Annotated in this window: 25 protein-coding genes and 2 pseudogenes; 14 read left to right on the forward strand and 13 right to left on the reverse strand. The window is 69.2% G+C overall.

Going from position 1 to position 23,512, the window contains the following annotated elements; all coding sequences use genetic code 11:
* Positions 1 to 411: 411 nt before the first annotated feature.
* From J7E87_RS17850 to J7E87_RS17860, 5 genes and pseudogenes are all read left to right on the forward strand, one after another.
* Positions 412 to 1,491, forward strand: coding sequence for a MerR family transcriptional regulator (locus J7E87_RS17850; protein WP_215095044.1), 1,080 nt, complete (start codon positions 412 to 414; stop codon positions 1,489 to 1,491).
* A 633-nt stretch (positions 1,492 to 2,124) separates the two neighbouring features.
* A complete protein-coding gene (locus J7E87_RS35895) occupies positions 2,125 to 2,250 on the forward strand; it encodes a hypothetical protein (RefSeq protein ID WP_285427345.1) in 126 nt (41 codons plus the stop codon).
* A 117-nt stretch (positions 2,251 to 2,367) separates the two neighbouring features.
* The gene (locus J7E87_RS17855) at positions 2,368 to 2,724 is read left to right on the forward strand and encodes a VOC family protein (protein WP_127354770.1); all 357 of its coding nucleotides are present in this window, start codon (positions 2,368 to 2,370) and stop codon (positions 2,722 to 2,724) included.
* A pseudogene (locus tag J7E87_RS35135) lies at positions 2,725 to 3,202 on the forward strand (pyridoxamine 5'-phosphate oxidase family protein).
* A gap of 154 nt (positions 3,203 to 3,356) precedes the next feature.
* Positions 3,357 to 5,750 carry an excinuclease ABC subunit UvrA gene (locus J7E87_RS17860; protein WP_215095046.1) on the forward strand — a complete coding sequence of 798 codons (2,394 nt, stop codon included), beginning with the start codon at positions 3,357 to 3,359 and terminating at the stop codon, positions 5,748 to 5,750.
* A 33-nt stretch (positions 5,751 to 5,783) separates the two neighbouring features.
* Here J7E87_RS17860 and J7E87_RS17865 read toward each other — a convergent pair whose 3' ends face one another.
* From J7E87_RS17865 to J7E87_RS17875, 3 genes are all read right to left on the reverse strand, one after another.
* Positions 5,784 to 6,026, reverse strand: coding sequence for a hypothetical protein (locus tag J7E87_RS17865; protein WP_215095048.1), 243 nt, complete (start codon positions 6,024 to 6,026; stop codon positions 5,784 to 5,786).
* Positions 6,027 to 6,428: 402 nt separating this feature from the next.
* Positions 6,429 to 6,947: a hypothetical protein gene (locus tag J7E87_RS17870; protein WP_215095050.1), complete on the reverse strand. Its 519-nt coding sequence runs from the start codon at positions 6,945 to 6,947 to the stop codon at positions 6,429 to 6,431.
* 11 nt (positions 6,948 to 6,958) lie between these two features.
* Positions 6,959 to 7,699, reverse strand: coding sequence for a hypothetical protein (locus tag J7E87_RS17875; protein ID WP_215095053.1), 741 nt, complete (start codon positions 7,697 to 7,699; stop codon positions 6,959 to 6,961).
* Between the two features lie 153 nt (positions 7,700 to 7,852).
* Between J7E87_RS17875 and J7E87_RS35140 the strand changes: the two genes are divergently transcribed.
* On the forward strand, positions 7,853 to 7,963 hold the full coding sequence (locus J7E87_RS35140) for a DUF6461 domain-containing protein (protein ID WP_251017615.1): 111 nt from the start codon (positions 7,853 to 7,855) through the stop codon (positions 7,961 to 7,963).
* Positions 7,964 to 7,970: 7 nt separating this feature from the next.
* Complete coding sequence (locus tag J7E87_RS17885; RefSeq protein ID WP_215095057.1) at positions 7,971 to 8,219, forward strand: hypothetical protein; 249 nt, start codon at positions 7,971 to 7,973, stop codon at positions 8,217 to 8,219.
* A 496-nt stretch (positions 8,220 to 8,715) separates the two neighbouring features.
* On the opposite strand, the gene J7E87_RS17890 is transcribed toward J7E87_RS17885, so the two are convergent.
* Both J7E87_RS17890 and J7E87_RS17895 read right to left on the reverse strand, forming a co-directional pair.
* A complete protein-coding gene (locus J7E87_RS17890) occupies positions 8,716 to 9,171 on the reverse strand; it encodes a carboxymuconolactone decarboxylase family protein (RefSeq protein ID WP_215095059.1) in 456 nt (151 codons plus the stop codon).
* A 93-nt stretch (positions 9,172 to 9,264) separates the two neighbouring features.
* Positions 9,265 to 10,737: an MFS transporter gene (locus J7E87_RS17895; RefSeq protein ID WP_215095061.1), complete on the reverse strand. Its 1,473-nt coding sequence runs from the start codon at positions 10,735 to 10,737 to the stop codon at positions 9,265 to 9,267.
* Between the two features lie 62 nt (positions 10,738 to 10,799).
* Between J7E87_RS17895 and J7E87_RS17900 the strand changes: the two genes are divergently transcribed.
* Together J7E87_RS17900 and J7E87_RS17905 are read left to right on the forward strand one after the other, a co-directional pair.
* On the forward strand, positions 10,800 to 11,864 hold the full coding sequence (locus J7E87_RS17900; protein WP_215095062.1) for a YafY family protein: 1,065 nt from the start codon (positions 10,800 to 10,802) through the stop codon (positions 11,862 to 11,864).
* Positions 11,865 to 11,971: 107 nt separating this feature from the next.
* The gene (locus J7E87_RS17905; protein WP_215095064.1) at positions 11,972 to 12,478 is read left to right on the forward strand and encodes a DinB family protein; all 507 of its coding nucleotides are present in this window, start codon (positions 11,972 to 11,974) and stop codon (positions 12,476 to 12,478) included.
* A gap of 62 nt (positions 12,479 to 12,540) precedes the next feature.
* Here the strand turns inward: J7E87_RS17905 and J7E87_RS17910 are convergent.
* A pseudogene (locus J7E87_RS17910) lies at positions 12,541 to 12,903 on the reverse strand (TetR/AcrR family transcriptional regulator); the annotation flags it as partial.
* Between the two features lie 93 nt (positions 12,904 to 12,996).
* Between J7E87_RS17910 and J7E87_RS17915 the strand changes: the two are divergent.
* Positions 12,997 to 13,968 carry a zinc-binding dehydrogenase gene (locus tag J7E87_RS17915; protein WP_215095067.1) on the forward strand — a complete coding sequence of 324 codons (972 nt, stop codon included), beginning with the start codon at positions 12,997 to 12,999 and terminating at the stop codon, positions 13,966 to 13,968.
* Between the two features lie 204 nt (positions 13,969 to 14,172).
* Here J7E87_RS17915 and J7E87_RS17920 read toward each other — a convergent pair whose 3' ends face one another.
* Positions 14,173 to 14,973, reverse strand: a complete 801-nt coding sequence (locus J7E87_RS17920) for a TetR/AcrR family transcriptional regulator (protein ID WP_215095069.1) — start codon at positions 14,971 to 14,973, stop codon at positions 14,173 to 14,175.
* A 115-nt stretch (positions 14,974 to 15,088) separates the two neighbouring features.
* Between J7E87_RS17920 and J7E87_RS17925 the strand changes: the two genes are divergently transcribed.
* Positions 15,089 to 16,021, forward strand: coding sequence for an ATP-binding cassette domain-containing protein (locus J7E87_RS17925; protein WP_215095071.1), 933 nt, complete (start codon positions 15,089 to 15,091; stop codon positions 16,019 to 16,021).
* Positions 16,014 to 16,769, forward strand: a complete 756-nt coding sequence (locus tag J7E87_RS17930) for an ABC transporter permease (protein ID WP_215095073.1) — start codon at positions 16,014 to 16,016, stop codon at positions 16,767 to 16,769. The genes J7E87_RS17925 and J7E87_RS17930 overlap by 8 nt, the downstream gene beginning before the upstream one ends.
* On the opposite strand, the gene J7E87_RS17935 is transcribed toward J7E87_RS17930, so the two are convergent.
* The 4 genes from J7E87_RS17935 to J7E87_RS17950 are packed head-to-tail and all read right to left on the reverse strand — an operon-like array spanning position 16,750 to position 20,399.
* Positions 16,750 to 17,853 carry a phosphotransferase gene (locus tag J7E87_RS17935; protein ID WP_215095075.1) on the reverse strand — a complete coding sequence of 368 codons (1,104 nt, stop codon included), beginning with the start codon at positions 17,851 to 17,853 and terminating at the stop codon, positions 16,750 to 16,752. The genes J7E87_RS17930 and J7E87_RS17935 overlap by 20 nt on opposite strands.
* A 33-nt stretch (positions 17,854 to 17,886) precedes the next feature.
* Positions 17,887 to 18,744, reverse strand: a complete 858-nt coding sequence (locus J7E87_RS17940) for a winged helix-turn-helix domain-containing protein (protein ID WP_215095077.1) — start codon at positions 18,742 to 18,744, stop codon at positions 17,887 to 17,889.
* Positions 18,745 to 18,780: 36 nt separating this feature from the next.
* Complete coding sequence (locus J7E87_RS17945; protein WP_308312964.1) at positions 18,781 to 19,518, reverse strand: HAD-IA family hydrolase; 738 nt, start codon at positions 19,516 to 19,518, stop codon at positions 18,781 to 18,783.
* A gap of 2 nt (positions 19,519 to 19,520) precedes the next feature.
* Complete coding sequence (locus J7E87_RS17950; protein ID WP_308312965.1) at positions 19,521 to 20,399, reverse strand: winged helix-turn-helix domain-containing protein; 879 nt, start codon at positions 20,397 to 20,399, stop codon at positions 19,521 to 19,523.
* Between the two features lie 300 nt (positions 20,400 to 20,699).
* Here J7E87_RS17950 and J7E87_RS17955 point away from each other — a divergent pair, with 300 nt between their 5' ends.
* Positions 20,700 to 20,867: a hypothetical protein gene (locus tag J7E87_RS17955; RefSeq protein WP_215095081.1), complete on the forward strand. Its 168-nt coding sequence runs from the start codon at positions 20,700 to 20,702 to the stop codon at positions 20,865 to 20,867.
* A gap of 18 nt (positions 20,868 to 20,885) precedes the next feature.
* Here J7E87_RS17955 and J7E87_RS17960 read toward each other — a convergent pair whose 3' ends face one another.
* Both J7E87_RS17960 and J7E87_RS17965 read right to left on the reverse strand, forming a co-directional pair.
* The gene (locus J7E87_RS17960; protein ID WP_215095083.1) at positions 20,886 to 22,133 is read right to left on the reverse strand and encodes a GNAT family N-acetyltransferase; all 1,248 of its coding nucleotides are present in this window, start codon (positions 22,131 to 22,133) and stop codon (positions 20,886 to 20,888) included.
* A gap of 142 nt (positions 22,134 to 22,275) precedes the next feature.
* Positions 22,276 to 22,917: a hypothetical protein gene (locus tag J7E87_RS17965; RefSeq protein WP_215095085.1), complete on the reverse strand. Its 642-nt coding sequence runs from the start codon at positions 22,915 to 22,917 to the stop codon at positions 22,276 to 22,278.
* Between the two features lie 146 nt (positions 22,918 to 23,063).
* On the opposite strand from J7E87_RS17965, the gene dtd reads away from it, so the two are divergent.
* A complete protein-coding gene (gene dtd / locus J7E87_RS17970) occupies positions 23,064 to 23,489 on the forward strand; it encodes a D-aminoacyl-tRNA deacylase (protein ID WP_215095087.1) in 426 nt (141 codons plus the stop codon).
* Positions 23,490 to 23,512: the final 23 nt, after the last annotated feature.

Below are 23,512 nucleotides of genomic sequence, written 5' to 3' on the forward strand. Positions count from 1 at the left end.
GCAGTTCGGTGGCCGATGCGTACTCGTCCGCACCGGGCCATTCCCATTGGGACCCGAACGGCGGTCGCTGGCCGCCTCCTTGGAGACAACCCTCCGCCTGTACCTGCACGAGCCAGGCCCTGCTGGCAGGGCCTCGCCCTCGCCGACAACGAAGCGAAGTTCGAGCAGTTCAAAGCCGAGTTCAACCGACGACTGCCACAAGAACGGGCGCTCCGGACCACGGCCCGGGCGTGGTTCCTCACCGAACTCAAGCTAACTGCCATGCGCATCGAAGCAGTCGCGCAGCACGATCGCCCGGAGCCAGATCTGGGATTTGTTGTCCGGTCGGAGAGCCGCTAGTTGACCTTCACCTTGGGGGAGGCCACAGCATCAAAAGGCCGGGCGACGTGCTCGGCATGAGGAGGAGCGAGCATGGGGTTGCTGACCATCGGGGCGTTCGCGAAAGCGTCCGGGCTGTCACCGAAGGCGCTGCGTCTCTACGACCAGCTGGGCCTGCTGACCCCCGCTCGCGTCGACCCGGTGACCGGCTACCGCCTCTATGCCCCAGAACAACTGGACCAGGCCCGGCTGGTCGCCTGGCTCCGCCGCCTGGGTATGCCCCTGGCCCGCATCCAGCACGTCTGCACGCTGGAGGCAGGCGCGGCGGCCCAGGAGGTCCGCGCCTTCTGGGCCCAGGTCGAGGCCGACACCGCCACACGGCGGGACCTGGCCACCTTCCTCATCGGCCACCTGTCCTGGAAGGACGCTGCCGTGTCCCCAACCGCCAAGCCCCTGGGCATCCGTTACGCCGCACTCTCCGACGCCGGCCTGGTCCGCGAGAGTAACCAGGACACCGCCTACGCCGGATCCCGCCTGCTCGCCGTCGCCGACGGCTTCGGCCGCAGCGGAGCCCCCGCCAGCGCCGCTGCCATCGACGCACTCAAGCGACTCGAAACCGACAGCATCCCGGCAGGCAATCTCCTCAACGTCCTTGAAGACGCCATCGAACAGGCCAATCAAGCCGTGCACGGAGTCGCCGAAACCGACCCTTCCCCGCAAGAGGTCGGCACCACGCTCACCGCGATGCTCTGGACCGGATCGCAACTGGCCCTCGTCCACATCGGCGACTCTCGCGCCTACCTCCTGCGCGACGGAGACCTCTTCCAGATCACCCACGACCACACCATGGTGCAGTCGATGGTCGACGAAGGACGCCTCAGCCCGGAAGAAGCCACATCCCATCCCCAGCGGTCGCTGCTGATACGAGCCCTGGCCGGAGGAGGCGAAGTCACCCCCGACATGCGCCTGCACGATGCCCAGCCCGGAGACCGCTACCTGCTCTGCTCCGACGGCCTGTCCACCGTGGTGCCGACCGAAGAAGTACGCCACGTCGTCACAATGGTCAGCGACCCAGAGCAGGCAGTACGCGAACTTGTCGCCCTGGCCAACCAATCCGGCGGCCCCGACAACGTCAGCTGCGTAATCGCCGACGTGCTGGAGCTCCAGCAGTAGGAGCGAGCGGCATGCACTTCACCATGCACCAGCTCCGCTCTCAAGAACTGATCCGCGCGGCGGAGGAGTACCGACTCGCTCGCGAAGCACGGAAGTGCAGAGCAACGTCCCCGACCGCCACAACCACCAAACCGGGCCAAACCCGCCTACGGCTGTCGGCCTGGCTCCGGAGCTGAAAGGCCACGCTGCCTGCGGTTGAGCGGGACAACAAGCACCAGCCTGTCCCACTCAACCGTAGGCAGCGCAGGTCAGGGCTCCGTCCTGTCCAGACATATCCGAGACAGGACACCGAGGCTGAGCAAGATAGTCGTCGTCTTGGCAGGACATCTGCCGTAAAGCCTGCCCTCCCCTGTCCTCGGCGCGAGAGCGTCTGAGGCGCCTCGTGGGACCCAGTGATCGTGGTAGGCAAGGCGGGTGCTCGGCCGGCTTCCTCTCGATAAGCAGCTCGACGGCTTGCGATCCACGCTCTCCCAGAACGAGATCTTGACCGACGTGATGACCAGGGCGGCGGCGTCGGAGCTGCCACGCGACGCACGCGACGGCGGGGATCCCGGCGTGCGTCGCGAAACAGGTGGCCAGACCGATCAGGAATCGAGAAGCGCGGGCCCCCGGGCCGCAGCTAGCGTGAGCGCCATGGACATCACCATTCACCCGAGCTTCCTCCCGCACCACGCTCCGGACGCATCCCTGGCCTTCTTACGCAACCGCCCGGAGGTGGTCCCGGTGGTCCTCCTTCTCGTGCGGGCCGGGCCCGGTTGAGACGAACGGCCAACGGCGAAATCGCCATCCGGGGCGATCGGGCTGTCGATTTCCGGACTTCCCGTTCGTCTTTGAGCCAGACAATCCCGACCAGAACCCATGACTTCAGGAGTGACCATGACCGGCTCTTCCACTCAGGGAATCAAGACCGTGCTGCATCCCGTTTCCGACCTGGCGACGGCCAAGGAGGTGTACGCCGCCCTGCTCGGCGTACCGCCGCAGACCGACGAGTCCTACTACGTCGGCTTCGAGGCCGCGGGCCAGCACATCGGGTTGGTGCCGGGCGGTGGACCGCAGGGCATGACCTCCCCGGTGGCCTACTGGCACGTGCCGGACCTCGAGGCGAAGCTGGCCGAGGTGACAGCCGCGGGGGCCACCGTGAAGGAGCCCGCGCACGACGTCGGTGGCGGCCGCCTGGTGGCCACCGTCACCGACCCCGATGGCAACGTCCTCGGGCTGCTTCAGGACCGATGAGTGCCGACCCCCCGCTCCCGCGCTCAGCGTCGTCGCGACACCGAGCGTCGGCTCAGCCACGACAAAGATGTCTGGGTGGCCAGTGCCTCGCCGGACGGTGCGCCGTATCTGGTGCCGCTGTCCTTCGACTGGGACGGCGAGGCGCTGCGGATGGCCACGCCGACCGACAGCCCGACCGGTTGGGGGCACCTCCCGGCCGAAGGCCGGGGGAGAACCTGGCCTGCAACCGAACCGTTCGGCCGGGGCGGGGCCACACCCGCGACGTGTCCATGACCGAGGGCGAAGTCGAGGTCCTCGAGATCGACGCGCTGCCGCAGCAGCGGGTGACCGGTTCGCCGCTCGCACCGGCTTCGACCCGCGTGCGCCGGCCACCCCGTACCGCTGGTCCCCCATCTCCCCGCGCTGCATCCGGGCCTGGCGCGAGGTGAACGAGCTGGCCGATCGCGAGCTGATGCGGGACGGCCGCTGGTTGGTCTGACGCCTCGGCGGGCACGCCGCGTGGCCGGGGCCCAGAGGCTCCGCGGCCGCAGCGAAGGAGAAGCAGACGTACTTGCTCGAAGCTGGTCAGATTGAACCAGGCGACGCCGACGGAGACCGCGAAGGCGGCCCCCCGCCCAACAGATGGAGACACGATGAGCATGGCCACGAGGACGGACACGCAGTCGCCTGCGCTGCACGCTGCCGACAGCCACGATCTGATCCGCGTGCACGGCGCGCGCGTGAACAACCTCAAGGACGTCAGCATCGAGATCCCGAAACGCCGCCTGACGGTGTTCACCGGCGTCTCCGGCTCGGGCAAGAGCTCGCTGGTGTTCGACACGATCGCCGCCGAGTCGCAGCGGCTGATCAACGAGACCTACAGCGCCTTCGTGCAGGGCTTCATGCCGACGCTGGCGCGGCCCGAGGTCGACGTACTCGAGGGGCTGACGACCGCGATCATCGTCGACCAGCGGCGGCTGGGTGCCGACCCCCGCTCCACGGTCGGCACCGCCACCGACGCCAACGCGATGCTGCGCATCCTCTTCAGCCGGCTCGGGAAGCCGCACATCGGCTCGCCCCAGGCGTTCTCCTTCAACGTCGCCTCGATCAGTGGAGCGGGTGCGGTCACCCTGGAGCGCGCCGGACGGACCGTGAAGGAGCGTCGCGACTTCAGCATCACCGGCGGCATGTGTCCGCGCTGCGAAGGCCGGGGCATGGTCTCCGACATCGACCTCACCCAGCTGTACGACGACTCCAAGTCGCTCGCCGAGGGCGCGTTCACCATCCCCGGCTGGAAGTCGGACAGCTTCTGGACCGTGCGGGTCTACGCCGAGTCGGGCCTCCTCGACCCTGACAAGCCGATCCGCAAGTTCACCAAGAAGGAGATGCAGGACTTCCTCTACCGGGAGCCGACCAAGGTGAAGGTCGAGGGCGTCAACCTCACCTACGAGGGGCTGATCCCCAAGATCCAGAAGTCGTTCCTCTCCAAGGACCGGGAGGCGATGCAGCCGCACATCCGGGCGTTCGTGGACCGTGCGGTCACCTTCACCGCCTGCCCCGAGTGCGACGGCACCCGGCTCAGCGAAGCGGCCCGGTCGTCACGGATCGGAAAGATCAACATCGCCGACGCCTGCGCGATGCAGATCAGCGACCTCGCCGAATGGGTCCGAGGTCTCGACGAGCCGTCGGTGGCGCCGCTGCTCGCCGCGCTGCTGGGGACCCTCGACTCGTTCGTGGAGATCGGTCTCGGCTACCTCTCGCTCGAACGGCCGTCGGGCACGCTGTCGGGCGGCGAAGCGCAGCGCGTCAAGATGATCCGCCACCTCGGCTCCTCGCTCACCGACACCACCTACGTCTTCGACGAGCCCACCATCGGCCTGCACCCCCATGACATCCAGCGGATGAACGCCCTGCTGCTGCGGCTGCGGGACAAGGGCAACACGGTGCTCGTCGTGGAGCACAAGCCGGAGATGATCTCGATCGCCGACCACGTCGTCGACCTCGGCCCCGGCGCCGGTACGGCGGGCGGCACCGTCTGCTTCGAGGGCACCGTCGAGGGGCTGCGGTCCGGCGGCACCGTCACCGGCCGCCATTTCGACGACCGGGCCGCGCTCAAGGAGACGGTGCGGACGCCCACCGGCACCCTGGAGATCCGCGGCGCGACGGCGCACAACCTGCGCGACGTCGACGTCGACATCCCGCTCGGGGTGCTCGCCGTCGTCACTGGCGTCGCCGGCTCCGGCAAGAGTTCGCTCGTGCACGGGTCGATCCCCGCCGGCGGAGGTGTGGTGTCGATCGACCAGGGCGCGATCCGCGGCTCGCGGCGGAGCAACCCGGCGACGTACACCGGACTGCTCGACCCGATCCGCAAGGCGTTCGCGAAGGCCAACGGCGTGAAGCCGGCGCTGTTCAGCGCCAACTCCGAGGGCGCCTGCCCCACCTGCAACGGCGCCGGCGTCATCTACACCGACCTGGCCATGATGGCCGGCGTCGCCACCACTTGCGAGGAGTGCGAGGGGAAGCGGTTCCAGGCATCGGTGCTGGACCACCACTTCGGCGGCCGCGACATCAGCGAGGTGCTCGCGATGTCGGTCACCGAGGCCGAGAAGTTCTTCGGCGCCGGCGAGGCGCGCACGCCGGCCGCGCACCGAATCCTCGACCGGCTCGCCGACGTCGGGCTCGGCTACCTCAGCCTCGGCCAGCCGCTCACCACACTGTCCGGCGGCGAGCGGCAGCGGCTCAAGCTGGCCACCCACCTGACCGAGAAGGGCGGCGTCTACGTCCTCGACGAGCCGACCGCCGGCCTCCACCTCGCTGACGTCGAGCAGCTGCTCGGCCTGCTCGACCGGCTCGTCGACTCCGGCAAGTCGGTCATCGTCGTCGAGCACCACCAGGCGGTCATGGCGCACGCCGACTGGATCATCGACCTCGGCCCGGGCGCAGGCCACGACGGCGGCCGGATCGTCTTCGAGGGCACACCCGCCGACCTCGTCGCCGCCCGCTCCACCCTCACCGGCGAGCACCTCGCGGCCTACGTCGGCACCTGACCAAGGGCGTCGCGGACACCTAGACGAGTTCTCTCATCTGTTTCGACTCGTCCGACTCGCGGACCGATAAGTGATGTTGTCGCAGCGACGAGCAGCAGGAACCTGCTGCGCAAGCGCTGGATGCGGGTAGTCGATGCCAGGCACAAAGAATCCGACCGCGCCCCGGAGCGCGAACACCACGAGGGCGATGCAGGCATACCCGACCATGAGGATCCCGGCAGAGATCGCCCACCAATTCACCTGCCGACGCGGCAGTGAGGGGATCGTCACGGTCATTGGTTGGACTCTATGGAAGACGGCGTTCGTCTGGCCCAGTTCGAGCTGTAGTGCAGGCCAGAGTGGTGGTGCCGACCGAGACAGGGGGCTCGGCACCACGGCCGAGGAGGTGACCGAACAGACCCTGCAAGCCATCGCCGCCTGACCCGGCCGCCCGGTCGTCACAACGGTCAGCGACCCAGAGCAGGCAGTACGCGAACTCATCGCCCTGGCCAACCACTCCGGCGGCCCCGACAACGTCAGCTGCGTGATCGCCTACGTGCTGGAGCTCCAGCACGTAGAAGCGAGCGGCATGCACTTCACCATGCACCGGCTCCGCTCACCATGCACCCGTCATCGAGCCACGAAATGCCTCGGTCAGCTGTTCTGGGTGAGGGAGGGGTTATGCCGGTGCAAGTCTGGTTAGGCGCAGGGCAGCCGTTCGGCGACAGCCTTCCCGTAGGACTCGACGAATGCCTTGAGGGCGTCGATGTCGCCCTTGCGTCCGTCCCGGTAGACGTTCTCCACGACCACGGAGAACGTCTGCGCCTTCCACTTCTCGCTCCGGCAGGGGACGACCGTCGCGGCCCCCTGATCCCAGTAGGCGAGCTTGCCGCCGTCCGCCGCGTGCTCGCCGCCACGGCCACGCCGGTCCCGCACGGCAACCAACGCCGTGTAACTGCCCGCCCGCCACTCCCCGTGAGTCACGAGCCACGCCTTGCCGTCGACACGGACCGTGCACATCTGCTTCGGCCCCTGCTGACCGGAGAAGCCCTCTTTCTGGCCGATCTCCTTGCCGACCGGCAGCAGCGGCTCGAGCAGCTCGCTGTCGACGGGAGTCCCGCACAGCGACGTGGGCACGGTGTAGTCCCGCTCGTCGCCCCCGCACGCGGCGAGCGGGAGCAGGACCGGGACGAGACCCAGTGCGAGGGCGGCACGCACGGCGGACCGACTCAGGACGTATGGCTTGCCGCGTACCACTTGGCTCCCTCACCGTGACTGTTCCCCGCCTGGGTCTTGGCCGCGCTCTTCAACTGTGACGCCGTGTCGGGGTCGGAGTAGGGGCCCTCCTGATTGTTGAGAACGGCCCGGGACACGGCCGCCTCGCTGGAGTCGAGGGCCGCGGTACGGCCCGAGGTGTACTCTTCGCCCGCCGCCTGCGAGGCATCGTCGGCGGAGTCCTTGGCGATGGTCTCGAGGACGCTGCTCGTGATGTCCTCCTGCACCCAGCCAAGCACCTCTCCGGCGATGGGGACCCGCTCACCGACGCCTGCCGTACCCATGCTGACGATACGGTTCACCCAGCCCGCCTTCTCCTCGGCGGCCGCGTTGAACTCCTCGTCCTTCGCCGTGTGGTAGTCGATGACCGCATCGGCGCGTGCCTCACTCATGATGCCCGCCATCGCCGCGCCGGGCGCCACGGCGTCGCGCACCCGCCCGTCGACCGAGGCCTTCGAAGCGGTGTCGCCGTTGATGGCCTCGTCCACCAGCTCCGAGGTGTAGGCCTGCTGGGCGCTGGTGATCGACGCATACGCGTCCGGGTCCTGTCCGACCACGGACAGGAAGTTCTTGACCTGGTCCGGATCGAACGTCGCGGAGTCTCCGAAGGCGGGGAACTTGTCCGGGGCGCCGCTGTACATGGTGCGCTGGAAGCCCATGTATTCGGCGGTGATGTCACCCATGCTGTCGCGCATCGCGTAGAGGGGGCCTGTCTCCGCGTTCTCGAGGTCCCCGTTCGGCGTCGGCGTTGTCCACCGATTCCAGATCCTCACCGGCGTTGGGCACAATTATGGCCTCGCCACAGCGGCTTCCAATTCTGGGACGAGGTCTCCGACACCGCAGAGCACCTGGCCGCAGAAGCAGCATTTGCCCTCACCGAGCACCTGACCGGCGTTCACATCACGCCGGAACTCCTCCAGGACACCGCCTTCATCTGCGGCAGCGCGGAGATCGGGTGAGCCGGTCATGAAGTCCCTCCTCGACGACATCCAGACCAGCGCCAAGTGGATCGCCCGTGCTCGCGACAACTCTGGTTACAAGGCCGACTTCCCCCGGAGAGCCTCCGGGACATCGAACGGTTCATGGCCGCGCACAGCGGCCATCGGGCCCATCCAGCGCGTGATCGAACAGTTCCACGCTGGCCCCGAGGACAGCATCGCGTTCTACGGCGCAGTGCTCGGGCCGGCGGACACATCGGCAGACTGCCGTCGCTGAATCCGCGGCCGAGGGTGACGCCAGGCCCACAGTGGCAGATGCCCGCACCTGACCGGGACGGGCTCGGAGAGCCCGTCCCGCACAACTCTCGGCACCGCAGGTCAGGGGCGGCTCCCCCTGCCCAGGCTTGTCCGGGACAGGGAACCACTGAGCAGTTCAGTTGGCCACTATCCCCCTACCGCTGGAGACTGAGCTGACAGGCGTCGACCTTGGCCCTTCTCAGGTCAATACGTCTGCAGCGCCATCCGTCCCGGGAACATAGGCGCCAGGATGCGCTCTGCGCCCTCCGACGGCGCCGGACGTCGGAGCCGAAAAAAATGCGCATCGCACCCAACCGTCAGGCGAAACCGTCTCGGCCGGCGGCGTCGGCGGACGTTGCTTGCCGGCGGCGCGGTCACCGCGTCAGCTCGCGGTGACCGCGCCGCCCCGGCGCTGCTTCAGCTTCCACGCTCACGTGCCGGCGCTCGACCGCCGGCGCTCAACTGCCCGCGCTCGGCTACCAGGTCGCACCCGCCGACTGCCTGGTCGTGGCGTTGAGGCGGTTGAAGAGATTGGTCACGCCGACCATCAGGATGATGGACGCCAGCTGCTTCTCGTCGAAGTGATCGGCGGCGTCGTCCCAGACCTGGTCCGGTACCGCGTCGGGCCGGTCGGCCAGCCGGGTGGCCGCCTCGGTGAGCGCCAGCGCGGCGCGCTCGGCGTCGTTGAAGAACGGCGCCTCGCGCCAGGCCGCGACCGCGTGCAGCCGCTCATCGGTCTCGCCCCCCTTCTTCGCGCTGGCCACGCCCCCAACCACGCAGTAGCTGCAGCCGTTTATCTGGCTGGCGCGCAGGTGGACCAGCTCGAGCGTCGACTCCGGCACACCGCCCTTCCGCGCCGCCTTCAGCAGGTCGAGGATGGCCGGCAGGGCCTCGGGAATGATCGTTGCGGGGTTGTTCATCCGTGCCTGCATGATTGCTCTCCCTAAGAAAGTTCGTCGTCACTACACCGACGGAACGCGACGCGAGAATGTGACCGGCGCACCGCAACAACTTCTCGGCGGAGCTCAGTTCTTCACGCTCGATGCCCGCATCGAGGGGAGCAGCAGCGCGACGGCGATCGCGACCATGGCGAACCCGGCGCCGATGAGGAACGCCTCGTGGAAGACGCTCGTCCGCGCCGCCTGCTCCAGAGCCGGGTCGCCGTGGGCCCATTCCTCCAGATCACGGGTCCGCCGGAAGGCGATGGTGGCCGCGACGGCCACACCGAGCGCTCCGCCCGCCTCCTGGCTGGTGTTGATGAGCCCGGCGGCCAGGCCGGACTCCGTCTTGTCGACCCCGGCAAACGCGGCGATCTGCACCGGTACGAAGGACATGCCGAGGCCCAGGCCGGCGGTGAGGAAGGCGGGCAGTACGTCGCCGGCGTAACTGCCGTCCGCGGGCAGCTGCCAGAGCATCAGCATCCCGCTCGCGGTGAGTGCGAGACCGGCCACGAGCACAGGCCTCGCCGCCACCTTGGTGACCAGTTTCGAGGCGATGCCCGCGCCGACCGACACGATGACGGCGAGGGGCACGTACGCCAGACCTGCCTGCACCGGTGAGTAGTCCAGGACCAGTTGCATGAACAGGCTGGCGAAGAAGAACAGCGTGACCAGGGTGCCGAAGAGGAGTACGGCGACGATGTTCGCCCCTCGCAGCACCCGGCGCCGGAAGATTCCGAGCGGGATCAGCGGCGCCGCGGCCCGCCGCTCGATCAGTACGAAGGCCACCAGCAATGCGCCCGCGACGGCGAGACTTCCGAGCGTCCGGGCCGATGCCCAGCCCGTGTCGATGGTCTGGCCCAGGGTGTAGATCAGCAGCACCAGGCCCGCGGTGAGGGTGACTGCCCCTGCCGTGTCGAAGGTCCGGCGCGGCGTCCCGGCGCGGCTCTCGGGCACGACGAGCGGCGCGAGCACCGCGGCCGCCAGCCCGATCGGCACGTTGATGAAGAAGATCCAGCGCCACCCCGGCCCCTCTGTGAACAGGCCGCCCAGGATGACCCCGGCGACCGAGGCGATACCGCTGATCGCGCCCCACACCCCGAGCGCCCGGTTGCGCTCGGGGCCCTCGGCGAACGTGTTCGTCAGCAGGCTCAGGGCGGCGGGCGCGATGAATGCCGACCCGAGCCCTTGCAGAGCGCGGGCGGCGATCAGCGTGGTGGGGCCCTGGGAGACGCCCGCCAGCAGGGACGCGGCGGCGAATACGACCAGCCCGGTGCGCAGCAGGCGACGACGCCCGAAGGTGTCGGCGAGCCGCCCGCCGAGCAGCAGGAACCCGCCGAGCACGGTCCCGTAGGCCGTGACGACGTACTGCAAGAAGCTCTCGGAGATGCCGAGATCGTGCTCGATGGTCGGCAGAGCGACGTTCACGATGGACACATCGAGGAAGGTCATGAACCCGGCGACGCAGAGGAACGCGAGTATCAGGCCGGGGCGGGCGGCGCCCGGGTTACGTGGCGTGGGCACGGTTTCGGAACCGGTGTGGTCAGCGATATCGGTCATGGCGCCAGACTGGCGGCCAAACTGGCCACCTTCTGGCCAGTTTCCGGAGCAGAATGACCACCATGAGGGCCGATCGTCTGGTAGCGACACTGCTGTTCCTGCAGGCGCGCGGGCAGGCGCACGGGCGGGTGACCGCGGCCGAGGTGGCCGCTGAGCTCGAAGTGTCCGAACGCACCGCGCGGCGCGATCTGGAGGCGCTGGCGAGCGCGGGCGTACCCGTCTACTCGCAGCCCGGGCGGGGCGGCGGCTGGTCGCTGGTCGGCGGGGCGCGGACCGACCTCACCGGGCTGACCGCGGGCGAGATCCGGGCGCTGTTCCTGGTCGCGGGACCGTCGTCGGTCCACGTCGCGGGACCGTCGTCGGTCCATGTCGCGGGAGACTCGACCAGCCCGTCGCGGTCGTCGCCCACGCCCGGATCGTCGCCCCCGCCCCCCGGGTTGTCGACCACACCCGAGCTGCGAACGGCACTGCGCAAGCTGGTACGCGCCCTCCCGGCGACGTTCCGGCCCGGCGCAGAGGCCGCGTCGAAGGCCGGTGTCACGGACAGCACGGACTGGTCGCGCTCCACCGTCACGGCATCGACGCCCCATCTCGACGCACTGCAGCGTGCCGTGGTGGACGGCATCCAGATCCGCCTTGGCTACGCCCGCCCCGGCAAGCCCGCGGGCGAGCGTACGGTCCATCCGCTCGGCCTCGCGTCCAAGGCCGGCGTCGGGTACCTGGTCGCTGACACCGACCACGGCCTGCGGACCTTCCGGCTCAGCCGCGTCACCTCCGTCGAGCCGACCGGCGATCCCGTCGTACGGCCGGAGGGCTTCGACCTCGCCACGGCCTGGCGTTCCCTCGCCACGCGGATGGAGGACCGCATGCTCGCGGCGACCGTACGCGCGCGGGCCGAGCGAAGCGCAGAACCGGTGCTGGAGGGGCTGTTCGGCGGACGGATGCGGACCGGGCGGGCGCTCCCCGACGGCTGGATGGAGATCGAGGTGGACGGGCCGTCGCCGGAAGTCGTGGCGGCACAGCTGGCCGGGCTGGGCGCGCGCGTCGAGGTCCTCGATCCCCCACAGGCGCGCGAGCGGCTCGCGCGCCTGGCAGCCGAACTCGCCGCGACGTACGGGCCGCCGTAGGTGCGCGTGCGGTGGTAGTACGGCCGTCGGGCCGGAGGCCCCTGTACCTTCACGATCACCGCTGCCGCTGGCGTTGCCATTGCCGTTGCCATTGAAAGGAATCCGCCGTGACCGTCGAACGCATCGGCCCGCCTCTGACCGGAGGCGAGCGCGAGACGCTGCGCGCATTCCTCGACTACCACCGCGCGACGCTCGCCCTGAAAACCGAAGGTCTCTCCGACGAGCAACTGCGCAGGCAGTCGATGCCGCCCTCCACGCTCTCCCTGCTCGGCCTGGTCCGGCACATGGCCGAGGTGGAGCGCGCCTGGTTCCGCCGGGTGATCAACGGCGAGGACATCCCGCTCGTCTGGTCGGACGAGGGCGACTACCAAGTGGCTTACGACGCGGGCGAGTCCACGCGCGCGGAGGCGTTCGATGCCTGGCAGACGGAGGTCGAGCACGCCCGCCGGATCGAGGAGCGGGCGGAGTCGCTCGATGTGACCGGCCATCAGGCCAAGCAGGGCGAGGACGTGTCGCTCCGGCTGGTCATGCTGCACCTGATCCACGAGTACGCCCGCCACAACGGCCACGCCGACTTCCTCCGCGAGGGAATCGACGGGACCGTCGGCGTCTGACGGACCCGCAGCCAACCGGTCCTGATTCAGGCCGAATTGGGGCGACAACGGGGCCGGTGACAGGCGAGTACACCGTCGTCGTCATTGAGCCCGGTCACCGGGTCGGACCGCTCCAGGCCGTCGAGGAAGTGCCGGTGCAGGGCGTCCAGCGGGGAGGTCCCGGGCGGCCGGCCGGCGACGACACGGGCCGCCTCGTCCTCGTGGTCGGCGAACCGGTGGAGCGCGAGGTCCTCCTTGGTGGGGAAGTAGCGGAAGAGGGTCGGCTTGGATACGTCGGCTGCGGCCGCGACCTCGGCGACGGAGACCCCGTCGAAGCCCTTCTCCAGGAAGAGGGCGATCGCCGCGTCCGAGATCGCTTGGTACGTCTGCCGCTTCTTTCGTTCCCGGAGGCCCATCTCACCGCTCATGACCCCGAGCGTACGCATCCCAGGACGACCGGTTGGCGGCCGGTCAATTGACCTCAACCGAGCTTGACGTTTCAGACTTCCAGCAGACTGTCGAGTTGGGGAGTGGACGGCATGCGCGTGGCACAGGTCAACGAGTTCGGCGGCCCGGAGGTACTCGTCACCACCGAGATCCCGGATCCGGTGGCGGGTCCTGGCGAGGCAGTTGTCGCCGTCTGCGTGGTGGACACGATTTTCGTGGAGACGCAGATCCGGTCCGGCACCTTCGGGGAGCACTTCCCGGTCCAGCCGCCGTACGTCCCGGGCGGCGGCATCGCCGGCACGGTGCGGGCGGTCGGCGAGGGGGTGGACAAGGCGTGGATCGGCCGCCGCGTGATCACTTCGCTCGGCTTCAGCGGCGGCTACGCGGAGCAGGCGGTGGCCTCCGCGGTAAAGCTGGTGCCTGTCCCGGACGGCCTGGACCTGCGTGATGCGGCGGCCCTGGTGCACGACGGCGTCACCGCGACGGCACTCCTGGAGTCGACCGGCCTGGGGTCGGGCGACCGGGTGCTGATCCTGGGCGCCTCGGGCGGCATGGGCACGCTGCTGATCCAGCTGGCGAAGGCCGTGGGCGCGGAGGTCGTGGGGGTGGCGCGGGGCGAGCTGAAGACTTCCCTGGTCAGGGAGTTGGGCGCCGACGCCGTAGTGGACGCCACGTCTGCCGACTGGGTCGCCCTGGCCCGTACGGCACTCGGCCCGGCGGGCGCCGACGTGGTGCTGGACGGCGTCGGCGGCAACCTGGGCCTGGCGGCCTTCCCCCTGACCGCGGACGGCGGCCGCTTCTCGGCCCACGGCGCGCCGACAGGCGGCTTCGCCCCGGTGGACGCGGCGGAGGCGGAGCGCCGGGGCATCAAACTGCTCGGCATCGGCGACGTCCAACTGTCCGACGAGGAGTACGTCCGCCTTGCGGCCAAAGCCCTGACGGCGGCAGCGTCGGGCAGCCTTCACCCGGTGATCGGCGGTGAGTTCCCACTGGAACGCGCGGCGGCGGCCCACGCGGCGATCGAGGGCCGGGGATTGCGGGGGAAGGTGCTGCTGACGACCTGAGTGGCGGGGCGAGGGGCAACTCGCGCCCATGAGCGGGCGGTGAGCAGGCGACTGCCGTACCCGTCATCGGCGGGCGAGGAGGCGACCCGCTCCCGTGAGCGGGCTGCGAGGAGGCGACCCCCGCACCCGTCAGCCGCGACCGTCAGCGGGCGGCGAGGAGGCAACCCGCTCCGTGGGCAGGCGGTGAGGGGCGACTCCGCCCCCTCACCCTCGCTTGCGGATCAGGATCTCGATTCCGTCCAGTACGCGGTCCAGGCCGAAGCCGAACTCGAAGTCCGGCTCGTCCGCTTCGTACATCACATCGGACTCCAGCATCCGCGCCACCGCCGGATAGCGGGCCGGGTCCGCCAGGCGCTTCAGGGTGGTCGCGTACCGCCGCAAGAGCTCCTCCGGCGAGCCGCCGCTCGCCTCGATCGCCGCGCCCAGATCCGCCGTCAGCAGCGCCTCGTTCCGCACATAGCCGCTGACCAGCAGAATCACTGAGATCTTCTCGCCGTCACTCAGACCTGTCTCCTCCAGCGCGGTGAGACCCCGCTCCCACCAGGCCACCGAGTTGGGTGTGGCGGGCGGGCCCGAGATCGGGATGCGCAGCACCCACAGGTTCCGGTGGAACACCTCGCGCTGTGCCCAGGCCCAGGCCGCGAGCGCCTCCCGCCAGCCCGTGCCGGGGTCCGGCGGGGCGGGCGGCAGGCCCACCACCGCCTCCTGCATCAGGATGTAGAGCTCGTCCTTCGCCGCGACGTACCGGTACAAGGACATCGTCGAGACGCCGAGTTCCTTGGCGACCCGCCCCATGGAGACCGCCGAGAGCCCCTCCGCCGCCGCGACCCCCACCGCCGCCTCGACGATCCGGTCCAGGCTGAGCCCCGGCTTCGGCCCCTTCGAGGGGCGTTCGCGCAGACCCCACGCGGCTTCGATGCTGGCGGGCAGGCCGGTCTCGCCGCGAGTCCCGCGCGCACCGCTCCCGCCGTCCCCGCTGCTGCTGCCGCTGTCGTGCGCCGCCATGGTTCTCCGCCTTCTCCCACCCCGTGGCACTTCCCGCTTGACGCACATCCTAGTAATGCGTAACCCTTACACAGTAACGCGTATGCCATACGCAGAAGGAGAGGGCGACTTAGCCATGCCCCAGTCACCGGCCATCGAGGCCACCGGTCTTGCCAAGAGTTACGGAAACGTCCGCGTCCTGGACGGCATCGACCTGCGCGTCGAGCGCGGTGCCGTCTTCGCCCTGCTCGGCCCGAACGGCGCCGGCAAGACCACGACCGTGCGGATCCTCGCCACCCTCACCACCGCCGACTCGGGCCACGCGCGCGTCGCCGGGCACGACATCGTCGCCGACCGCGCCCGGGTACGCCGCGCCATCAGCCTGACCGGACAGTTCGCCGCGGTCGACGAGAAGCAGACGGGCGAGGAGAACCTCCGGATGATGGCCCGCCTCAGCGGCCTGTCCCGCGCGGCCGCACGCCGCCGCGCCGCCGAACTCCTCGACCGGTTCGACCTCACCGACGCGGGCCGCCGCCGGACCGGAACGTACTCCGGAGGGATGCGCCGCCGCCTCGACCTCGCCGCCGGCCTGGTCGGCGACCCGGAGGTCGTCTTCCTGGACGAGCCGACGAGCGGCCTCGACCCGCGCAGCCGCCAGGAGCTCTGGCAGGTGGTACGCGACCTTTCCACGCGCGGCGCCACCGTCTTCCTCACCACCCAGTATCTGGAGGAGGCCGACCGGCTCGCGGACCGCATCGCGGTCGTCGACGGCGGCCGGGTGGTGGCCGAGGGCACGGCCGACGAACTCAAGGCCCGGGTCGCGGGCCACCGCCTCGACCTCGTACTCAACGACACGGCGGCTTACTGGCGGCTCGAGTCACACGCGATCCACCGCTCCCCCGAGACGCTCACCCTCGGCCTGCCTACGGACGGCACGGCGGCCCATGTCCGCGCGCTGCTGGACGAGGTCGACCCCGAGCGCCGCGACGTGGCGCGCTTCTCGGTCCAAAGGGCCACGCTCGACGACGTCTTCCTCTCCCTGACCGAAAAGGAGCCCGCCCATGTCTGACGTCCTCACGCCCGCCCTCACGATGGCCGGCCGCAGCATCCGCCTCTCCCGCCGCAATATCGACGCCGTCATCACCTCGATGATGCTGCCGCTCATGCTGATGCTGGTCTTCATCTACTTCTTCGGCGGAGCGATCAACACCGGTACGAAGTACGTGACCTACGTGATCCCCGGCATCCTCATCCTCTGCGCCGCCTTCGGGGCGTCCTCCACCGCGGTGAGCGTGAGCGAGGACATGAAGGGAGGGATCATCGACCGCTTCCGCTCGCTGGACGTCGGCGGCACCGCGATCCTGGCCGGCCATGTCGCCGCCAGCACCGTACGCAACCTGTTCTCGACGACGCTCGTCCTCGGTGTCGGTCTCCTCATCGGCTTCCGCCCCGCGGCATCGCCACTCGGCTGGCTCGCGGCGGCAGGCATCCTTCTCGCCTTTCTTCTGGCGATCTCCTGGCTCTCCGCGGCGGTCGGACTGCTCGCCAAGACCCCCGAAGCGGCTGCAGGATTCACCTTCTTCATGATGTTCCTGCCCTACCCGAGCAGTGCGTTCGTCCCGATCCACACGATGCCGAGCTGGCTCCACGGCTTCGCCGACCACCAGCCGGTGACCCCGCTGATCGAGTCCCTGCGCGGGCTGCTGCTGGGCCACCCGGTGGGGACGGCGCCGTGGACGGCGCTGGCGTGGTGCGGGGGGATTCTGGCGGTGGCGATCGCGCTGTCGGGGGTCTTCTTCAGGGTGCGGACGGCGTGATGTTGCCGCGTCCCGCACGGTGCCAGTCGACGAGGCGCTTCGCGACCTGGCGCAGCGTCGGCAGCTCGGTCAGGCTCAGCGCGGACTCGGCGTCGGCCAGAACCCGCTGCACCTTGCGGGAACTGGACCGGAGCGCCGACCAGTTGAAATCCCTCCCGCCGCCGACGGCGAGGGCGGACCGGATGACGTCCGTGTAGACCGACTGGGCGCGCTTGTACTCCAGAAGGTACGGAAGATCCTCCTGCCACCCGAGCGAGCTGCCCGGCCTGGCCGCTTCCATCGCGTCTCGCCAGTGAAGGAGCACCGTCGCCTCCTGCTGCACCGGGTAGCGCATCAGATGGAGATGAGTGGCCAGGTCGTACAACGGATCGCCGAAGGTGGCAAGTTCCCAGTCGATGGTCCACAGCCGTCCGGCACCGTCAACGATGAAGTTCTCCCGGTGCAGATCGCCGTGCAGAAGGCAGAAAGGCCGTGAGGCGAAGGACCGCGTCCTGTCCATGAGCCGCCGCAACCCGTCCTGCGGAATGCCAAGCCCGTCGAACAGATCCCCGTACAACTGCAGGTGCTCCTTGTAGACCCGCTCCTCGGTGAACTGGATCAGCCGAGCGGCGAAGCCGGCACTGTCCCCGTCCACGACCCGGTCATCGGCCCCGGTCGCCTGCGACACCGGAAGCATGTCCGGGGAGATCGCGGCGAGCTCACGGAACAGCCGTGCGATCTGGTCGACATAGGGCTCCGCCACGACGGCACCGGGCCGCCCGTACGAGCCGAGGGTCGAGCCCTCGATGAACCGCTGGAGGCCGATGTCATCGACCTCAATGATCTCCGGCACGCTCGTCACATGCCCGGCAAGAGCGCGGATCAGGGCGCCTTCCGAAGCGAAGCTCCGCCGGTCGAACCAGAGGATTCCCTGCCGCGGCTCCCGGCACTTCCACCGGACCGATCCGACCCGACCATAGGTGTCCGGCAGCGGAAAGGCGTACGTCTCGTGGTGATAGCCCTTGAGCGGCCCTTCGATCAGCTCCTCGCCGGCGCTCAGCTGTACGAGGCGGCGCCGGAGGCTGGGCGCCGGCTCGGCAGTCATGTTGCTTTCCCCCGCGTAGATGCGTTCGCCCCCTCAGTCGACGGTGAGTGCCAGGTCGGCCGCGACCGCGCCCCAGAGCCCGTCGAACCATCGCTGGGACTCCGTCACGAAGGCTTCGTCCCGGGAGCCTGCCCCATGGGCGAAGGAGTAGAGCATGGAATGGGTGCCGAGTACGTCGTACAACCCCAGTGGCTCTCCGCCGATTTCCTCCTCGCGGCCGGTAACGGTGCAGTACCCGAAAAGAGCCTCGGTTCCATTCAGGACATACCGCTTCACCGGCGGGGTGAAAGGCACGGCACGGAAGGAGACGGCAGCGTCGATTCCGAGCACGGGGCGCAGGGCCGGCAGGTTGTGGAGCAAAACCAGCCGCTGCGCACTCCGCTGCGCCGGCCACTGCTCATGAACCGGGTCCTCGCCGGTGCGCGGCTCAACGTGCACCGACGAGGCCGGGGGAATACCGCTGCTTGGCAGCAGGACCCTGACCCGCACGCTCGACGCAAGGATCTGACCTGCGTGGATCGCACGAAGAGGCTCAGCGAGCGCGAGCATCAGGAGATCCACGCTCAGGCATACGGCGTCGATACGGACGTCGGGCACCGAGAACGCCTCCAGCAGCCGCGGCGCCAGACCGACCAAGGCGGGCCGGGGCTGCTCGTCATCTCCCGGGACTCCGGCCGCAGGCGCGGCGGCGCGGGCGGGCGAGCCCCTGGGCACACTGGTGAGCAGTCCCTCATCATGCAGCCTCTTCAGCGCCGCCCGGACGGCGCTGAGCGGGACGCCGAACTCTTCCGACAGCTGGGACAGCGTCGGCATACGAGTGCCTGGCACCAACTGGCCGACCCGGATCCGCTCACGCAGTTCATCCGCTGTGCGGCCGGAGTCATTGCTCATACCAGCACGGTACAACTGCCGGTTGCAGCAAGGCACTTATCTGCCCAGGTCCCTCGCTGCCCGATAAAATTCCGTCATGCTGGTGGCGATCGACTTGACTCCGGCCGCGTCCAGTCGCCGCCGCCCCGAATCCGAGCGGTGGTAGCCGTAGAACGGCATGCCCAATGCCAGGGCAGCCCGGTAGTCCGTACCGGCGTCGCCGATCATCAGATGCTGTTCGACCGGAACGCCGGGCGCCTTCGCACGGCGCAGGGAGTCAGGGTTCGGCTTCATCAGCGTGGCGTCCCGCGACCGCCCGACGATGCGGCCGTCGAAGCAGTCCAGCACCAGCAGACGCTCCAGAATGCGGATTGCGACATCCTCATGGTTGTTGGTCGCAACTGCGAGGGTCCTGCCGGAATCCCGGCACGCCTTGATGAAATCGGCCGCGCCCGGCGTCGGTACAGCGGATTCGGCCGCCTTGCGCTCGTAGGCGTCGAGCGCGTCGTGCATTTTCGCCACGACTTCGTCCCAGCCGCCCCGGCCGTCCCTTGCCTCCTTCTCCTGCGTGTGTGCGTACAGCACGGCGATCGGGTCGGTCGAGTCCCGCAGTGCCTCGACCAGACAGCCGTCCTTCTCGGCGATGTCGAGCATGACGCGGGCAATGTCTCCGGCAGGCTCGCCGGCGAAGACACGGGCTACGGGGCCGTCGAGATCGAGTACGAGGCACCGGGCCCGGGACAGCGCCTTCCGCATCGCGTTCGGTGCTGCCAGGGTGGTTGGGGCAGGTGGCACGGTCAGAAATCCGCCCTTTCGGCCTGATTCTCCCAGGTGCGGTCAAAGTAGTCTTGAAACGCGTGCACGATGCCGGCTTGTTGGGGTGGAGAGTCGGCTGCGGCACGGAAGGGGAACAGAGTCGCCCCTGTGCCGTATGCATCGAGGATCTGCACCTCTTCGCCGTCCGGAGGAAGACTGATGGTCCCCTCTTCCGGAGGGTAGAGGCCGTGGAGTGCCAGTCGGCGGTTCAAAATGTACAGCTTGAACTGCGGCGAGAACTTCACCAGCCGGACCTCGACCGAGACTTCGGGTACAAGCCTGCGGTTGCGCAGTTCGAGCAGCGATTCCCGCAGCATGGTGGCGTGGCTCTGGAGGATGCCTCGCAGCCGCTCACGCACCCGCGGATCATCCGCGCCGTCCACCGGTCGCGGTATCGCCAGACTGAGCGACTCGGTGTCCGGCAGCATCAGCCGGGCGGTGATGCTGCGCGGCGGAGGGATCTCTCCCTCCACGATGCGCGCCTTCTGGTCGGACACTCGGGCGGCGAGGGACTCGGTAGTCATCGAGTAGACATCGAGAGTGACCCGGGTGGCCTCGAAAGCCTCTTCAAGATAGGGCTGGAGCATTACCGGAGGAACGCGCTCCGAGACGACCGCCCAGGCTTCGTCGTCATCACTGTCGGCCGACTGCACCGGAGTACCGGGCTGGTCCTTCACGAATGTGCCGCTGCCCTGGCGGGTGACGATCAGCTCTTTCTCCCGGAGCAGGTCCAGCGCCTGCCTCACGGTGGCACGTGAAACGCCGTACTGCGTGGCCAGTTCGCCCTCTGTCGGCAGGCGCTCTTCGGGCCTGTACCCAGGGGCCTGGCCGTTGATCGCCTTACGCAGCTCGTCGGCCACCCACCGGTACCGGTAAGTGCCGTCTCTGGAGGCAGATCCGCGATTCGTCACCCCACAACCATACAACTCACCTACAGACAGGCAGAGATGCCCCGCACAACCATTCAACTACGGTTTCCCGAGTGGCCCAACATAGCCGAACAACCAGACAAGTTTGCGGATCACCCCCTGACGGGCATCAAGTCATCAGGTCAACCAGCCAAATTTGTACGACAGTTGGACGAGCGTCTGAAGTTGCACGTTCCCAGCAGCACAACGGTGTGCGAGCCCCCTGCATCTCCCCTTGAAGGAGTGACCGCCATGACTCTGATCACCATGGGAATCGAGCAGATCGTGCAATGGAAATACGGCGTCGTGGCCGCGCTGGGGTTCACCCTGCTGACCATCGGCATGAAGACGGAAAACGCAACCTGCGCCGGGATCGGTGGCGCACTGCTCATAGCACCGGCCGTCAGCTCCGGCACCTGACAGGTCGTCCTCAGAAACTCAGAAGACGTCCGGGCACCAAGGCCGCCTCGGCGTACGGAACACCCCGTCCGCCACCTCCGCCGCCCCCGGCGTCCCCTCGTCCACCAGGCCCAGCGCCGCCAGCCGCACCGCCGACTCGTCGCCCAGGTACAGCGCCCCCAACTCCCGTATGCCCAAGGTCAGATCGGGCGTCTCGGTCGAGGGCGCGCAGACCGCGCCCTCCGGTGAGGCGTCCAGGCGGAAGCGGCCGCCCGCGAGACCCAAACCGTCATGCACATCCAGGACCAGGGTCGCGGGCGTCGCGTACGTACGCGCCTGAAGTGCCCGCACCACATCCAGGATCCGCACCCACAAGAAGTCCGCCTGCGTCAGGATCCTCGCCGCCCGCGGGTCCGGGAGCAGCAGCGGGAGCAGGTCGTCCGGGGCGCGGTAGCCCGACTTCACCGTGGTGATCCAGTCCACCGAGCAGACGTAGTGCCACAGCGCCCGCTCCGCCGCCGGCGTCAGCGCCAGCATCTCCCGCACCGTCGCCGTGTTCAGCGGCTGCTTGGCGTCGCCCCAGTTGTCGTCCGACTGATAGGCGAGCAGGCCCTCGACCTCGCCGGACGCGGAGCGGTAGACCGCGTAGAAAGGCTCCGTCCACGGCTGGGCCGCCAGCCGCACCTGGCCCGTGTTGAGCTGCCACCAGCGCTCGTCGCGGCTGACCGCACCGGGCTGCCCGGCCGCCAGCCGAGCGTGCAGTTCCGGGCCGAGTTTGCGTACGTCGGTGGCGTCGACCAGGTCGATACGGCCGCCGTCGGCCGGGCCCGACCAGCGGGGGTCGAGGCCTGTGCGCGGGACGTCGACCGCCCACTGGGTGATCCAGGCGGCGGGACCGAAGCCGTACCGCCCGTAGATCGGGTACTCCGCGGCGATCAGCGTGGACACGACGTCGCCGCGCTCCTTCGCCCGGGCCAGGTCAGCGGTCATCATCCGGCTGAGCAGACCGCGGCGGCGGTGCGTAGGCGACACCGTCACATTGGAGACGGCGTTCGACGGGAGCGCCGCGCCTCCAACTGCCGTGAGCCGCTGCGCGAACGAGCGGTACGTGGCCACACAGCGGCCGTCGTCGAAGGCGCCGCGCACCCGCGCGAGGTCGGTGTGCGCCATGCGGTCGCTGATTTCTTCCTCCGAGACCACCGCCGGCGGGAGCAGAAATCCGGTGGTCAGGGCCCGCAGCCAGTCGGGGTACTCGGACGCGGTGATGACGCGGGTTTCGACGCTCATGCGGCCCACGCTAGGCCGAACGCCGCCCGGCCCGCATCCGAGTTTCGACGCGGCGTGGGAAGACCGGTGCGGACGGGTCCCCAAGCCTTCCGGGGCAGGGACCCCACTGCCGGAATGATCGGTTCCGATGAGTCGGAACGCTTCAGGTGAGCAGGTCGTCCACTTGCGCTTCGCCTTCACGGTACCGGCGGGCGATCTCCGCACTGCAGTCGTCGGCCGTCCGCTGCAGCAGCTGACGGCTGCGCGAGACCTGCTGCTCGTAGCGGACAAGCCGCCCCATGGCCGCGTGCAGCTCCTCGTCCGTACGGGCGCCGAGGTCCGAGAGCTCGACCTCGGAGAGCATGTCGGCGGCCAGCTGCCGGTACTGCTCACTGTGCGGCGTGGACAGCGTCACATGGCGGGCGGACGAGCGGTGCCGCGAAGGAGCGTCGGCCAGGATCTCCGACAGACGGTCGACGACCGGGGCCTCCGGAAGGACCGGGGTCTGAGGGTCCGCGCGCCGGGCCAGCTCGGCCCGCAGAATGTCGATGCGGCCCTGCAGCAGCCGCCGTACATAGCTGAGGTCCGCCTCGTCGCGGGTCGAGTCGCGGCGCAACGTGCGCAGCTCCGGCAGCCGCAGCGTGGGGAGGTCGTGCTGCGTGGGCTCCGGCAGGGCGCCCGTACCCCGCTGCAGGGGCGCTCGCGCGGCACGGGCCGTGGGTGCAGGGAAGTTGGGAATCGACGTGACAGCCGATGCGGGAATCGTTACGGGACCGGGCGGCTGCCCGGCGCCAGATGTGCTCATATGCGTTGTCCGTCCCCTCGACCGGTGCATGGGTCTCCCCGGGCCCGAAGGGCCGAGGGGAAGCACCGCCTTGTTGCATCGTGCCACCCCGGAACCACCCGACGCAGGTGCTCTGCACCCGTTCAGCCCCAGATAGGTTGGTCTGTATGCGTGCAGTGGTGCAGAGGGTCGACGGCGCGAGCGTCGTCGTGGCGGGCGAGACGGTCGGCGAGATCGTCGGCGAAGGGCTGTGTGTGCTGGTGGGAGTCACCCACGAGGACACCAGGGAGAAGGCGGCGCAGCTGGCCCGCAAGCTCTGGTCGGTCCGGATTCTGGAGGGCGAGAAGTCCTGCTCGGACGTGAACGCGCCCCTGCTGGTGATTTCGCAGTTCACTCTCTACGGGGACGCCCGCAAGGGCCGCCGCCCCACCTGGAACGCGGCGGCGCCCGGCGATGTGGCGGAGCCGCTGGTCGACGAGGTGGTGGCGCAGCTGCGGGCGCTGGGGGCGCGCGTGGAGACGGGCCGGTTCGGGGCGGACATGCGGCTCTCGCTCACCAACCACGGCCCGTTCACGGTGATCGTGGAGATCTAGCGCCCGCAGCGCCCGACGCGCTC

It is taken from the genome of Streptomyces sp. ISL-1, from assembly GCF_018614585.1.
Lineage (GTDB): Bacteria > Actinomycetota > Actinomycetes > Streptomycetales > Streptomycetaceae > Streptomyces > Streptomyces maoxianensis.